Annotated in this window: 14 protein-coding genes; 5 read left to right on the top strand and 9 right to left on the bottom strand. The window is 68.7% G+C overall.

The annotated features are described in order from the left end of the window. The first annotated feature begins 27 nt into the window (after positions 1-27). The 5 genes from HMPREF2883_RS06625 (at position 28) to HMPREF2883_RS06645 (ending at position 3,395) form a co-directional block, all read left to right on the top strand. Positions 28-534, top strand: a complete 507-nt coding sequence (locus HMPREF2883_RS06625) for a DUF2505 domain-containing protein (protein ID WP_070659992.1) — start codon at positions 28-30, stop codon at positions 532-534. 169 nt (positions 535-703) lie between these two features. Beyond that, positions 704-1,144 (top strand): OsmC family protein, encoded by a 441-nt coding sequence (locus HMPREF2883_RS06630; RefSeq protein ID WP_070659995.1) that lies wholly within the window; start codon positions 704-706, stop codon positions 1,142-1,144. Between the two features lie 75 nt (positions 1,145-1,219). Further along, on the top strand, positions 1,220-1,918 hold the full coding sequence (locus HMPREF2883_RS06635; protein ID WP_070659998.1) for a hypothetical protein: 699 nt from the start codon (positions 1,220-1,222) through the stop codon (positions 1,916-1,918). After that, positions 1,915-2,808, top strand: a complete 894-nt coding sequence (locus HMPREF2883_RS06640; RefSeq protein WP_070660000.1) for a thymidylate synthase — start codon at positions 1,915-1,917, stop codon at positions 2,806-2,808. The genes HMPREF2883_RS06635 and HMPREF2883_RS06640 overlap by 4 nt, the downstream gene beginning before the upstream one ends. Further along, positions 2,805-3,395, top strand: a complete 591-nt coding sequence (locus tag HMPREF2883_RS06645) for a dihydrofolate reductase (protein WP_070660003.1) — start codon at positions 2,805-2,807, stop codon at positions 3,393-3,395. The genes HMPREF2883_RS06640 and HMPREF2883_RS06645 overlap by 4 nt, the downstream gene beginning before the upstream one ends. A 40-nt stretch (positions 3,396-3,435) precedes the next feature. On the opposite strand, the gene HMPREF2883_RS06650 is transcribed toward HMPREF2883_RS06645, so the two are convergent. The 9 genes from HMPREF2883_RS06650 to fumC all read right to left on the bottom strand — a co-directional run bounded on the left by HMPREF2883_RS06650 (position 3,436) and on the right by fumC (position 12,232). Beyond that, complete coding sequence (locus HMPREF2883_RS06650; protein WP_081379626.1) at positions 3,436-3,843, bottom strand: winged helix-turn-helix transcriptional regulator; 408 nt, start codon at positions 3,841-3,843, stop codon at positions 3,436-3,438. 125 nt (positions 3,844-3,968) lie between these two features. Then, entirely contained in the window at positions 3,969-4,592 is a 624-nt protein-coding gene (locus tag HMPREF2883_RS06655) for an NADPH-dependent F420 reductase (RefSeq protein ID WP_070660006.1), read from the bottom strand. Between the two features lie 158 nt (positions 4,593-4,750). Further along, positions 4,751-5,737: an ABC transporter substrate-binding protein gene (locus HMPREF2883_RS06660; protein WP_070660009.1), complete on the bottom strand. Its 987-nt coding sequence runs from the start codon at positions 5,735-5,737 to the stop codon at positions 4,751-4,753. After that, positions 5,734-6,414, bottom strand: coding sequence for an ABC transporter permease (locus tag HMPREF2883_RS06665; protein ID WP_070660012.1), 681 nt, complete (start codon positions 6,412-6,414; stop codon positions 5,734-5,736). The genes HMPREF2883_RS06660 and HMPREF2883_RS06665 overlap by 4 nt, the downstream gene beginning before the upstream one ends. Continuing rightward, positions 6,411-7,091, bottom strand: a complete 681-nt coding sequence (locus HMPREF2883_RS06670; RefSeq protein WP_070660015.1) for an ABC transporter permease — start codon at positions 7,089-7,091, stop codon at positions 6,411-6,413. Before HMPREF2883_RS06670 ends, HMPREF2883_RS06665 begins: the two co-directional genes overlap by 4 nt. Then, positions 7,088-7,957, bottom strand: a complete 870-nt coding sequence (locus HMPREF2883_RS06675) for an ABC transporter ATP-binding protein (protein ID WP_070660018.1) — start codon at positions 7,955-7,957, stop codon at positions 7,088-7,090. Before HMPREF2883_RS06675 ends, HMPREF2883_RS06670 begins: the two co-directional genes overlap by 4 nt. A 290-nt stretch (positions 7,958-8,247) precedes the next feature. After that, positions 8,248-8,634 carry a DUF1304 domain-containing protein gene (locus HMPREF2883_RS06680; protein ID WP_070660021.1) on the bottom strand — a complete coding sequence of 129 codons (387 nt, stop codon included), beginning with the start codon at positions 8,632-8,634 and terminating at the stop codon, positions 8,248-8,250. A 102-nt stretch (positions 8,635-8,736) separates the two neighbouring features. Further along, positions 8,737-10,566 (bottom strand): subtype A tannase, encoded by a 1,830-nt coding sequence (locus HMPREF2883_RS06685; protein ID WP_070660027.1) that lies wholly within the window; start codon positions 10,564-10,566, stop codon positions 8,737-8,739. 229 nt (positions 10,567-10,795) lie between these two features. After that, complete coding sequence (gene fumC, locus HMPREF2883_RS06690) at positions 10,796-12,232, bottom strand: class II fumarate hydratase (RefSeq protein WP_070660029.1); 1,437 nt, start codon at positions 12,230-12,232, stop codon at positions 10,796-10,798. Between the last annotated feature and the right edge of the window lie 522 nt (positions 12,233-12,754).

The raw sequence follows: 12,754 nt of genomic DNA on the forward strand, positions 1-12,754 counted from the left end.
CCCGGCGAAACATGACAGGATCGCACCATGAGGAAGATCATCACCATCACCTATCCTGCAACTCCGGCACGCACTGCGCAGATGCTCGCCGATCCCGCCTACCAACAGGCGCGGGTCTCGCGAGCCGGGCTCGACAACACCTCGGTGGACGTCGCCCAGCGCGGTCAGGGTTTCGTGGCCACCATCGCCGGGAGCATCCAGCCCTCCCAGCTGCCCTCGGTCGCCTCACGGTTCGTGCGCTCGGCGGTGTCCTTCTCCGTGGCTGAGTCCTGGGGCGAGCCGAAGGATGACGGCTCTCGCTCCGGCGGCTATGACGTGACGGTCAAGAACGCCCCGGTCAGGGTCAGTGCCACCTCCACCATGGCCCCCGCCGCGGACGCCGCCGGTGAGGCCACCACCGTCACCGTCGACGTCGACCTCAAGGTCACTGTGCCGCTGGTCGGCAAGACCATCGAGGAGAAGGCCATGGGCATGGTGGGGCGCGTCGTCGCCGATGAGGAGAGCCGGGCCACCGCCTGGCTCGCCGAGCACTGATCCGCGCCTCGATCACTCACCTCGATCACTCACCTCGATCACTGACTGTGCGATACGTCGCCCAGGGCTGTTATTCCCGTGCTGCGCCGCTGTCCGCCAGTGGCGCAGCACGGGGCTGTACGCCGGTTCCACCGCCGAGTCTCGTCCGGTTTCATGGCACGATCAGGCCATGAGCACTTCCAGCACAGCCGCCTCCGCCCCTAACGCCGTGTGGGCCGAGCGCGCGGGCACCCGCCAGTACATCGGTCGCAACTCCTCGGGCGCCGAGGTCCGCATCGGTATGGGCCCGGGCGAGTTCTCTCCCGGTGAGCTGATGAAGATCGCCCTGGCCACCTGCAACACCCTGTCCGCCGACCACCGTCTGGCCAAGGCCCTGGGCGAGGACTTCGAGGCCACCGTGGGCTGCTCGACCGTCAAGAACGACGCCGAGGAGCGCTACGAGTCCTTTCAGGTCGAGATTGTCACCGACCTGTCCTCGCTCGACGCCGAGCAGCGCGAGCTGCTCAGCCAGCGGGTCGCCGGCGCCGTCGACCGCCACTGCACGGTGGGCCACACCATCGAGCACGGCGCTTCCTACACGACGACGATCGTCGACCCCGACGAGGACTGAGCGCTCAGCGCCCCATCCGCTGAACCGGCCGCTCTCCTCGATTCCCCCTGTGTCACTCAGGTAAGGAGACCACCGTTGAACACCTCCCGATCTGGGCGCCCCAACGCGCTGGAGCGCGCCCTCGACAAGGCGATCGCCATCCCGGCCGCCCTCATCGAGGAGCGCGTCGCACGGATGCGCCGGGACCGTCCCGGGGCAGACGCCGCCGAGCTCGTCGAGATGGCCGGTGCCCGTTTCCGGAGGGACGCGGGGCTGTCATCGGGAGCGGTCGGGGCCTCCGCGGCCATACCGGCCATCGGTACGGGCGCGGCCGCCGCCCTGACAGTGGGCCAGAGCGCCGCCTTCATTGCCTCGGCCGTCACCTACGTCCTGACTGTCGCGGAGATCCAGGGGGTCCACGTCGTCGACACCGAGCGCCGTCGGGCACTGGTCCTCTCCGCCCTCCTGGGAAAGGAGGGCTCCGAGGCGGTTCAGGGCCAGCTGGGCCTGTCCTCGATGTTCTGGGCGGCTCAGCTGCTCATGCAGATGCCCCTGCCGTCGGTGAAGTCGATCAACGCCCGCCTCATCAAGCGGATGGCCAAGCACTCGGCCGCCAAGGGCGGCGCACTGGCGCTGGGGCGTCTCCTCCCCTTCGGGATCGGGGCTGCCATCGGATGGAAGGGGGGCCGGGCGCTGGCCAATCAGGTCATTGAGGGGGCGCAGGCGGCCCTGGGACCCGAGCTCGCTGTGGGCGGCTACGTCGACAGCTCCCATGTCGAGGTGATCGAAGCATGAGCGCAGCCAGCAGCCAGAGCAAGCCGTCGCCGTCGGCCGCCCAGTACCCGGCGCTGGCGCAGATGGGGCTCCTCCCCCCGCCAGGCGTCGACGTCGCCTACGAGAACCTCCTGGCCGATGTCCAGGCCAACGGGACCGCGAAGTCCGACCGTACCGGCACCGGGACGCGTTCACTCTTCGCCCGCCAGCTGCGCTACGACCTGCGCCGCGGCTTCCCGCGCATCACCACGAAGTTCGTGGCCATGAAGGCCGTCAAGGGTGAGCTGCTGTGGTTCTTGCGCGGGGAGACGAACGTGCGCTGGCTCCAGGAGCGGGGCATCACCATCTGGGACGAGTGGGCCGATGACTCCGGTGAGCTGGGGCCGGTCTACGGCTCGCAGTGGCGTTCCTGGCCCACCCGGGACGGGGGCGCGATCGACCAGATCGCCGGGCTCATCGACACGCTGCGCACCGACCCGGACTCGCGACGCATGCTGGTGTCGGCCTGGAACGTCTCCGAGCTGGGCTCCATGGCGCTGGCCCCCTGCCACGCCTTCTTCCAGTGCTATGTGGCCGATGGCCGTCTGAGCCTGCAGATCTACCAGCGCAGCGCCGACCTGTTCCTGGGGGTGCCCTTCAACATCGCCTCCTATGCGCTGCTCACCCATATGCTCGCCCAGCAGGCGGACCTGGAGCCCGGTGAGCTCATCTGGACCGGCGGGGACTGCCACATCTACGACAACCACGTCGAGCAGGTTCGCACCCAGCTCTCCCGGGTGCCCAGCGCCCATCCTTTCCCCACGCTGCGTCTGGAGCGGGCCAAGTCCATCGACGCCTACGACATGGACGACATCGACGCCTCCCAGGGCTACGAGCACCACCCCACGATCAAGGCCCCGGTCGCGGTATGAGCGGCCTGGGGATGATCTGGGCCCAGGACGTCACCGGGGTTCTGGGGGCCGACGGCGGCATGCTGTGGCGCGTGCCGGCGGACTTCGCCCACTTCAAGGCCACGACCATGGGCTGCGGGCTGGTTATGGGCCGCGCCACCTGGGAGTCGCTAGGAGGCCCCTTGCCCGGGCGGCGCAACGTGGTTCTCACCCGTGACCGCTCCTGGCGGGCCGAGGGGGCGATCCGCGCAGGCTCGCTGCGCGAGGGGCTCTCGCTGGCGGCGCGAGGCCTGGCCGCTGAGCTGGGGCACGATCCTCGTGAGGGGGATGCCGCAGGGCTCCCCCGCCTGTGGGTCATCGGTGGCGGCAGCGTCTACGAGCAGGCTCTGGCTGACGGCCTGCCCGATGTGCTCGTCGTCAGTGTCCTGGACCTGGACGCCAGCGAGCGGGCCCGTGAGCGCGGCCTGCCCGACTCAGCGCTGGTGCGTGCACCGGGGATCAGCACTCAGCAGTGGGCCATCGACCCGGCCCTCTCCGACCCGCAGGGCCGGTGGCGCCCGGTGTCCGGGGACGCGCGCTGGCGGGTGGAGACCTGGCGGCACCTCTAGACGCGCTCGAAACGCCCTCGGCGAACGTTTGAGCGGATGCTCAGTGGGTGGCGTCGTAGCGCGCCCGGGCCTGGCTGACTGTGCCGAGGTGCTCAGTGGCCCAGGCCTCAACGTGAGCGAGTGCCTCCGCCAGCCCCTTACCTGAGTCGGTGAGCTCGTAGGTCACTCGCGGCGGGATCTCCGGGTACTGATGGCGCTCGATGAGTCCATCGCGTTCAAGGCCCCTGAGGGTCTGGGTGAGCATCTTGGTGGAGATACCGTCGACACGGGTCGATATCTCCTTGAAGCGCTGTGGCTGGCCGGCTTCGTGAAGCGCCCCGACGACGAGTACGGTCCACAGGTCGCCGAGTGACTTGAGCAGACCACGTGAGGGGCAGCTGCGGCTATAGGGATTGGGCGCCATCTGCCCCGCCTTGTGCGTGCCGGTCGGCTGCTCAGTGTCGGACACGGTGTCTCCTCGTGTGCTTGGTCGCTGATCCGTCGTCGGCCGCTCACACGTGTGAGCGGCCGACGACGGGCATGGGTGACAGGTTACCTGCGAACCGGGAGCCTTATCCGAGCCTTACTTGAGCCTCACTCAGACACGACAGCGAGGCCTCCGGTCCAACCGACCTGCTCCGTGACACCCAGGGCGATGTTCAGCGCCCCGAGTGCCTCCAGACGCTCCGCCCGCTTGAGCTCGCCGGCGTCGGCCCACGTCAGTCCGGCGGCCTCGACGAACGAGCGCAGGCTCGTCTTGGCCTCCGCAGAGTCGGAGGCGGCCAGGACAGTGGCCGGGCGAGCACCGATGGTGCCGCTCGCCAGGACGGCGGCGAAGACGGTGTTGAAGGCCTTGACCACCTGGGCGCCCGGGAGCCTCACGGCGAGCTCGGCGGCCGCAGAGCTACCGGCCGGTACGAGCGAGTCGAGGGTGGTGAAGTCAAGGGGGTTGGTCGGGTCGACAACGACCTTGCCGGTGAAGGCCTGCGCACCATAGGTGGCGATGACGTCGTCAATGGCGGCGTAGGGCAGGGCGAGGACGACGATGTCACCGGTCAGGGGCGAACCGATCTCGGCGACGTCGGCACCCGACAGGCCGGTGGCCTTGGAGGTGTCGCGCACCAGGACCTGAGTGCTGGCACCGGCCTTGACTGCCAGACCTGCGACCGCTGATCCGATGTTGCCGGCGCCGATGATGGAGATGGAGGGGACGGACATGAGGGCTCCTTGAGCGTTAGGTGTTGAACGAACAACCAAACTCTCTCACAAGCACTCACTTTCCGAAAGAGAGTGACTGTATGCGAGAGATCACTAGCTGTCGTCGCGCACGCTCTCTGCCATCACTGACACGCCGAGCGCCGCGGGCCTCTCGTCGCTCAGAGCAGCTTCTTGGAGGTGAGCCAGTCGGTGGCGATGACCTTGGAGCTGAGCTTCTCGCCGGTGGAGCGCTGGTTGAGGGAGCGCAGCTCGTCGGGGGTCAGCAGGGCCGAGACCCGGTTGATGGCGGTGGCAGCGATGGCCGGCAGTGAGGCGGAAACCAGCGGGGTGACGTTCTGCGGGAGGATGAGCATCTGGGGGTCGGAGAGGATGACGAGGTCCTTGACCCCGATGGCGGGGTCGGAGGAGTAGATGTCGGCGACGTCGACGGTGCCGTCGGTGAGGGCCTTGACGGTCAGAGGCCCGCCGGAGTCCTCCACCGGCGTGACGGAGGCGTCGACGCCGTAGACGGCCTTGAGGCCCTTGGGACCGTAGGGACGAGTGGTGAACTCCGAGTTCGCGGCGATCGTGACGGGCCGCCCCAGTGAGGCCAGGTCGCCGATGGAGGTCAGGGAGTGGGCCTGGGCGGTGGCCTTGGTGACGGTCAGGGAGTCCTGATCCGTCGCCTCGGCCGGGTTCAGAACGGTCAGCGAGTGCGGCAGGATCCTCAGCAGGGTGTCCTGGATGGAGGCGGTATCGCCGGCGGTGCGGGAGGCGGTCGCGGCGGTGGGACTGCCTGAGGCGGAGGTCTTGTTGTAGTACTCCAGCAGGTTGCCGCCGTACTCGGGGATGACGTGGATCTTGCCGGCCTCGAGCTCGGGCAGGTAGACCTCCCGCTGGCCGATCTGGTACTCGCGGGTGACGGTCAGGCCCGTCTTCTCCATCATCTGGGCGTAGAGCTCGGCGATGATCTCGTTGGAGTAGTACTGCTGGCTGCCGATGATGATCGGGCCACCGGAGTAGCCCCCCGAGGCTTGGTCGACGGCGAAGGGGTCGGTGTCGGAGCAGGCGCTCAGGGCGAGCAGGCCGGTGGTCGTGCCGATGCCGACCAGCAGGCCGCGTCGCGTCAGCTGCTTGCCGGGGCGCGGGTTGGACGGTGCGGTCATGCTGATTCCTTCCGGTGCTGCCGGGCACCTGGGGGCGTGACACCCCATTGGATGAGGGCGAAGACGGCCTCAGAGGCCAGGGCGAGGGCGATGACCAGGAGCGCTGAGGCGAGCATCATGACGTAGTCCTGGGTCTTGAGGCCCAGGAACATGAGTCGGCCGAGCCCGCCGGCGCCGGTATAGGAGGCCAGCGTGGCGGTGGAGATGACCTGGAGGCTGGCCGAGCGCAGCCCGCCGACGAGCAGCGGCGCCCCCAGGGGGATCTCGACCCGGCCCAGCACCTGCAGCTCGCTCATGCCGCTGGCCCGGGCGCCGTCGACGGCCATGGTGGAGGCTGCCCGCACCCCGCTCATGGCTCCGGCCAGGACACTGGGCAGGGCCAGGATGACGAAGGCGATCATGGGGGCGCACAGGCCGACCCCGAGCACGAGGCCGAACAGCGTGATGAGGCCGAGGGTGGGCAGGGAGCGGGCCGCGCCGCTGAGCGGCTGCACCCAGGTGCGCCCGCGTCCGGTGTGCCCCACCCACCAGCCGGCGGGGACCCCGATAAGAGCGGCGATGAGGACACCGGCCAAGGAGTAGAGGACGTGCTGGACCAGCAGTGGGCCGATCCCCATGGCCCCGCTCCAGTGAGTGGGATCGGCGATGTAGGCCAGTGCGGCCAGGACGAACCTCACGCCGTGCCCTCCTGGTTCTGCGAGACGGCTGCGCCGGCTTCGGCGCGCTTCCAGTTCCAGGGCAGGCACAGTCGCCCCAGCGCGAGGACGAGCCCGTCCAGGACGAGTGCCAGGGCCGCGGTGGCCACCAGGCCGGTAACGATCTCCGCAGTGATGCCGCGCTGGAAGCCGTCGGTGAATAGCCAGCCGAGACTGCGCACACCGAGGACCGCCCCGACAGTGGTCAGTGAGATCGTCGAGACCGTCACCACGCGCAGGCCTGTGAGGATGGCGGGTCCCGCCAGCGGCAGCTCGACGGTGAGGAAGCAGCGCAGGCGCCCCATGCCCATGGCGGTGGCGGCGTCCAGGACGCGGGCGTCAACGGCGTCGAGCGCGTCGGCGGTGGCCGGCACCAGGAGCGCCAGCCCGTAGAGGGTCAGGGCCACGATGACGTTGAGCGGGTCGCGGATGCCGGTGGCCAGGATGATGGGGAGGACGACGAACAGGGCGAGGGACGGCACGGCGTAGAGCAGCGAGGAGCCGGTCACGAGTACGGCGCGCAACGGGCGGGCGGTGCGGGCCAGGCGGGCGATGGGGATCGCCAGGACGAAGGAGGCGATGATCGCGGGAACCGCCTGGAGAAGGTGGGCCAGCAGGTGCCCGGCGATGGTGGGCAGATTGGCCAGGACCCAGCTCATGCCCGCTCCTCCGCCTCCGTGGAGACTTCGTCGGCCAGGCGCCCGACGGCGCGGCCGGCCCGGTCCAGGACGATCCGGGACTCGGCGACGTCCGTGAGCCGAAGCTGGCGGGCGGCGTCGTCGAGGCCGAGGAAGCGGGCGACGAAGTCGTCGGCCGGGTCGGCCAGCAGCTGGGGGCCGCTGCCGCGCTGGGCGACCTGGGCCCCTTCGCGCAGGAGGATGATCTCGTCGCCCAGGGCCAGGGCCTCGTCGACGTCGTGGGTGACGAAGATGATGGTCTTACCCAGCTCGGCCTGGATGCGGACCATCTCGCGCTGGAGGTCGCGGCGCACGAGCGGGTCGACGGCGCCGAAGGGCTCGTCCATGAGGAGCACCTCGGGGTCGGCAGCCAGCGCCCGGGCCACACCGACCCGCTGAGCCTGGCCGCCGGAGAGCTGGTGGGGGTAGCGCCCGGCCAGGTCGCGGTCAAGGCCCAGCATGTCCATGAGCTCGAGCGCCCGCTGCCGGGACTCATGGCGCCCTACGCCTTGAAGACTGGGGACCAGGGTGATGTTGTCGATGACGCGCCGGTGCGGCAGCAGCCCCGCGTTCTGCATGACGTAGCCGATGGATCGACGTAGAGCCACCGCGTCGCGGGCGGCGACGTCCTGGTCATCGATGAGGACCCGGCCGCTGGAGGGCTCCACCATGCGGTTGACCATGCGCAGCAGGGTGGTCTTGCCGCAGCCGGATGATCCCAGCAGGACGGTGGTGGTGCCGGCCTCGATACGGGCCGAGAAGGAGTCGACGGCAGGGGAACCTGATTCGGCGCCCTTTCCGGCCGGGTACGACTTGGTGACGGCATCGAAGGTAATGGTGCTGCTCATTGCGGGTGCCGGGTGTCCTCTCATGGCCTTTGGCGGCGCGTCCCGATGGCGTGTCTCCACCGTACCAGCCAACACCTGCCGATCTGCCAGGTGTTGGCTTTTCCCAAGATGATTGGTGCAGGATTGAAAGCAAACACCCAGGTGCTCACCATCTACACGTCGATGGAGTCGACGATCCTCTCCCACTTAACACCGCAGCAGTGCGCACCATTCCTGCACTGCATGACTGGGCGCTCAGGCCGCCAGCGACACGGCCTCATCGATTCATCATCCCGGTGTCTCATGTCGGCTCAACCCAGCAGTGCCGCGATGGTGTAGGAGACGGCCAGCAGCGGGAGGATTCCCTGCTTGGCGGCTGCGCCGCGGTGGGGTGCCGAGGCCAGGGCCAAGACCACGGCAGCCGCCAGCATGGCTCCGGTCCCGGCCAGGATGAGGGCTGCACCGACCCCCACGTGCCCCAGGGCCACCAATGCGACTCCGGTCAGCGCCTGGAGAGCCAGGAAGAGGTTGTAGAAGCCCTGGTTGAAGGCGTAGAAGGCGTGCGGCCTGGCCTCCTCGGGCGTGCCCCCGAAGGTCTTGCGGGCCAGGGGCCCCTCCCAGGCGATGGACTCCATGTAGAAGATGAGGACGTGGAGGGAGGAGGCCAGGACAGCGAGGACCATGGCAGCAGTCAGCATGATTTCTCGATTCATGAGGACGAGCGTAAACCGAGTCCTCAACCACCCCACCGCCGTCGTTATTCCCTGGAGCGCCCCGAGATGTTCCGGAGCCTGCCGGGCTCAGGAGGCCGACTGCTTGGTCACCCAGGCGATGAAGTTCTCCTCGCCGGTGCCGGTCAGCTCGGCCATCGTGTGTCCCTGCCCCCAGATGGTGGCGAAGTCGACGTTGCCGGCTCCGGCCTGCTGGAGCGCCAGGGTGAGGTTCACCTCGACGGTGGAGGCCGTGTCGCCCTGGGTGATGCCGGTGCGGATGCGCCAGGCGGGGGCGATGGTGGAGCTGCCCCGCCCCTTGGAGTCCTGGGTGAGGTAGTACAGGGGGTCGTACATGGACACGCGCGTGACCATGTCGGTACCGGCCGAGTCCTTGGCGGCCAGGTCCTTCTCGTAGGCGGCGACGCCGTAGTCCTTGTTCCAGCCTGACAGGCTCGCGTACCTCGACTGCCCCTTGGAGATGACCTCGCGGCTCAGGGAGGAGAAGTGCTGCTTATTCTCCCCCGAGCCCATGACGAGGTTCTCGGTCTGGGCACGGTCAACGCCGTCGAAGGCCCCCACGTCCTTGGAGGCGTTCTTCTGGGAGGTGACGAAGCCCTGCAGGCCGGTGATCGTCGCAGTCTTCTTGGAGGCGTCGTAGGTGACCCACTGCGAGGAGGAGTTGAGGAAGGCGATGTACTCCTCCACCGTCTTGTAGGTGGTGGACTCGCCACTGCCCTGAGCGCCGCCTCCGGACGTCCCGCCCTTGGGAGGCGTGCCGCCACCGTCGCTGGGCGGGGTTCCCGACGGCGCTCCGCCACCCCCGCCGGGCCCCATCCCCGCCATCTCGGTGGAGGAGGGCGTGTAGGGGAAGGTGGTGGCCGACAGGAAGTCGTTGAGGGACTTCTGGATGACCGACACGAGGTGGTCGTAGTAGGAGCCCGACAGGTAGGTGCCCTGGGAGGAGGACTCCAGAGTCAGGGGCTTGCCCTGGGAGTCGGTGAGCTTCAGCCCGTTGAGGTAGGCGGGGAAGGCGGCCGCGAGGTCCTGGGAGTAGGCCCGCGTCCAGGTGCCCTCGGCCCGGGTGTCGGAAGAGGCGAACTGGCCCATGTTCCACTCGTAGGCGGCGTTGGCGCTGTCCAGGCTGGTGATCGGGCACCAGCACATGGCTCCGGCGACGGCGTCGGACAGGGCCTTGCCGCTGGTGTCAGTGGTGGCGGCCCCCAGGACGGCCAGGTAGGGGGCGAACAGCTCGCTGTCCCCGGAGGCTCCGGCGACGGCGCTCTGTGCCCCTCCCCCGCTGTGCCCGAAGACGTAGACCTTCGCGGCGTCGCCGGGCACGGCGGAGGAGTTGTAGCGCCGGTAGCGCACGGCGGCCTTGAGGTCGGCAACGCCCCAGGGCGCGTTGCCGGAGTAGGTCTGGGAGTTGGAGTCCTTGCCGCGCAGGCCCGCGTGGACGTAGATGAAACCGGCCTCCATGTAGGCCTTGATGGTGTCGTAGGAGTACTCGGTGGGCGGCTTCTGGGCGGAGTATCCCGGGGTGTTGACCGGGAAGACGGTGGGTGCGGTGGCGGCGGTGAAGCTGCCGACGGCGCCCGAGGCGTTGACGGTGACCGTGTAGGTGCCGTTGCCGTTGTCCTTTCCGGTGAAGTAGGCACCGGGCACGTAGATACCCAGGGTCTCATAGTCCGAGGCCTGGGGCGTGGCCACGTAGCGCAGACCCAGCTGGTAGTAGACCTTGTGGTCCGCGTCGTAGCGCCAGGCGGCGGAGTCCAGGGCGAGCTTGGCATCGGTGGGCGCCTGCGACGAGGCCGCGGAGGAGGCCTGCGCGGTGGCCCCTCCGGTGGAGCAGGCCCCCAGGCCCAGGAGTCCCGCCGTGGCGGGCAGGGCGGCAAGGATGGTGCGTCGTGGCAGGTTCATCGTGGTTCCCTCCGGCTCAGTCAGTCGCGCGCCTCGCTCGGGTGTCTGCGTACGTGGCTAGCATCACCTTAAGGCACGGACGATCCCAGGACGCGGCTGTGCCGCTTCTGTGAGTCGGCATCCGCGTGCTGGCGGGCGCGTCAGGATGCGGACTCGGCTCGCACGACGACGGCGCCGCCCTCGCGTGAAGGGCGGCGCCGTCGTCGGCTATGAGGGACAGTCCTGAGGATCAGTCCTCAGCGGCGCTGGGGTGAGTCATGTCCATGGGCACGACCCACTTGTCGAACTCCTCGGCGGTGACGAAGCCGAGCTCGAGGGCGGACTCGCGCAGGGACAGGCCCTTGTGGTGCGCGTTCTTGGCGATCTTGGAGGCCTTGTCGTAGCCAATGTGGCGGTTGAGGGCGGTGACCTGCATGAGGTTGGTCTCCAGGTTGGCCTTGATCCGCTCGGTGTTGGGCTCGATGCCGTAGGCGCAGTGAGTGTCGAAGGAGACGCAGGTGTCACCCAGGAGCTGGATGGACTCCAGGACGCACCAGGCCATGACCGGCTTGAAGACGTTGAGCTGGAAGTTGCCCTGGGATCCGGCGAAGCCAACGGTGGCGTCGTTGCCGAAGACCTTCGTGGCCACCATGGTCATGGCCTCGCACTGGGTGGGGTTGACCTTGCCGGGCATGATCGAGCTGCCGGGCTCGTTCTCCGGGATGATGAGCTCGCCGATGCCGTTGCGGGGGCCGGAGGCGTACCAACGCACGTCGTTGGCGATCTTCATGAGGGCGTCGCCCAGGACCCGCAGGGCGCCGGAGACCTGAACCAGGGCGTCGTGGGCACCCAGGGCGGCGAAGAGGTTGCCCGCCTGGGTGAACTCGATACCGGTTTCCTCGGAGATCTTCTTGGCGCACAGGGCCCCGAACTTCGGGTGGGCGTTGAGACCGGTGCCGACGGCGGTCCCGCCAATGGCCAGCTCACGGGCGCGGGAGTCGGCGTAGCGGATGCCGTCGAGGGCGAAGTCGATCTGGGCGACCCAGCCGCTGATGACCTGCCCCAGGGTGATGGGGGTGGCGTCCTGCAGGTGGGTGCGGCCCACCATGACGACGTCGGCGTAAGCCTTGGCCTTGGCGTCCAGGGTGTCGCGCAGCTGCTGGACGCGCGGGTACATGGCGGCCAGCTCGTTGACGACGGCGATGTGCATGGCCGTGGGGAAGGTGTCGTTGGAGGACTGGCCGCGGTTGACGTGGTCGTTGGGGTGGACCGGGGTCTTGGAGCCGCGCTCGCCGCCGGCCAGCTCGATGGCGCGGTTGGAGATGACCTCGTTGGAGTTCATGTTGGACTGGGTGCCCGAGCCGGTCTGAAAGACCACGAGCGGGAACTCGGCGTCGAGGTCACCGGCGATGACCTCATCGCCGGCCTTGGCGATGAGCTCGGCGATGTCGGCGGGCAGCTCACCGAGCTCAGCGTTGGCCAGGGCGGCGGACTTCTTGAGAATCCCCAGGGCCTTGATCATGGGGCGGCCCCACACGAAGGTCTCGCGGCCGATGTCGAAGTTGTGCAGGCTCCGCTCGGTCTGGGCCCCCCAGTAACGGTTGGCGTCCACCTCGATGGTGCCCATGGAGTCGGATTCGGTGCGGGTCGTGACAGCCTGGTTGGGCGTCTTTGCATCAGTTGTCATAGGTGCAAGGTTAGGTGCTCGCGGTGCCTGCCGTGCGAGGACGGGCGTCCCAGACACGTCTCAGATCGCTACCGGCCGACACCGCTATGGTCACCTCGGCACCAGCGGCGTTCCTGGCAACCAGCGGTGGGGCGTCAGCTGCTGCGCTGTGCGTCGGCGCGTCGGGCGATCTGACGGGCGCCGTCCATGGCCGGACCGGTGCCCTCCACACGCACCACGCCTGACCAACTCAGCCCCGCCCTCCGGGCCCGCCCTTGAGCGAGCACCTCGCGTTCGTAGGGTAGGCCTCGCGTTCGTACCCTTAACCCCCGAACACGAGGCATAAGGTACGAACGCGACGGCGGCCTACGCTGTGTTGCCGCATGACACCCGAGCCCCTGCGCGGGAGCCGGAAGATGCCCGACAGGGAAAGTACGGCAGGCCCAGGGTGAGGAGCCTGGCTCGGCCACCTAGACCCCGCAGAGTTGATCAGGGCCACGGCTTGGTGTCCACAGCGCTGACATCAACGAGCCAGCCGCCAAA

This window comes from Actinomyces sp. HMSC075C01 (assembly GCF_001812965.1).
GTDB lineage: Bacteria > Actinomycetota > Actinomycetes > Actinomycetales > Actinomycetaceae > Actinomyces > Actinomyces acetigenes.

What these genes read in the sequence shown, in the direction of transcription:
- HMPREF2883_RS06680 (WP_070660021.1), bottom strand. Translation starts at nt 8,634, where the DNA reads ATGCTGACTGCTGCCATGGTCCTCGCTGTCCTGGCCTCCTCCCTCCAC.
- HMPREF2883_RS06640 (WP_070660000.1), top strand. Translation starts at nt 1,915, where the DNA reads ATGAGCGCAGCCAGCAGCCAGAGCAAGCCGTCGCCGTCGGCCGCCCAG.
- HMPREF2883_RS06655 (WP_070660006.1), bottom strand. Translation starts at nt 4,592, where the DNA reads ATGTCCGTCCCCTCCATCTCCATCATCGGCGCCGGCAACATCGGATCA.
- HMPREF2883_RS06630 (WP_070659995.1), top strand. Translation starts at nt 704, where the DNA reads ATGAGCACTTCCAGCACAGCCGCCTCCGCCCCTAACGCCGTGTGGGCC.
- HMPREF2883_RS06660 (WP_070660009.1), bottom strand. Translation starts at nt 5,737, where the DNA reads ATGACCGCACCGTCCAACCCGCGCCCCGGCAAGCAGCTGACGCGACGC.
- HMPREF2883_RS06670 (WP_070660015.1), bottom strand. Translation starts at nt 7,091, where the DNA reads ATGAGCTGGGTCCTGGCCAATCTGCCCACCATCGCCGGGCACCTGCTG.
- HMPREF2883_RS06645 (WP_070660003.1), top strand. Translation starts at nt 2,805, where the DNA reads ATGAGCGGCCTGGGGATGATCTGGGCCCAGGACGTCACCGGGGTTCTG.
- HMPREF2883_RS06685 (WP_070660027.1), bottom strand. Translation starts at nt 10,566, where the DNA reads ATGAACCTGCCACGACGCACCATCCTTGCCGCCCTGCCCGCCACGGCG.
- fumC (WP_070660029.1), bottom strand. Translation starts at nt 12,232, where the DNA reads ATGACAACTGATGCAAAGACGCCCAACCAGGCTGTCACGACCCGCACC.
- HMPREF2883_RS06625 (WP_070659992.1), top strand. Translation starts at nt 28, where the DNA reads ATGAGGAAGATCATCACCATCACCTATCCTGCAACTCCGGCACGCACT.
- HMPREF2883_RS06675 (WP_070660018.1), bottom strand. Translation starts at nt 7,957, where the DNA reads ATGAGCAGCACCATTACCTTCGATGCCGTCACCAAGTCGTACCCGGCC.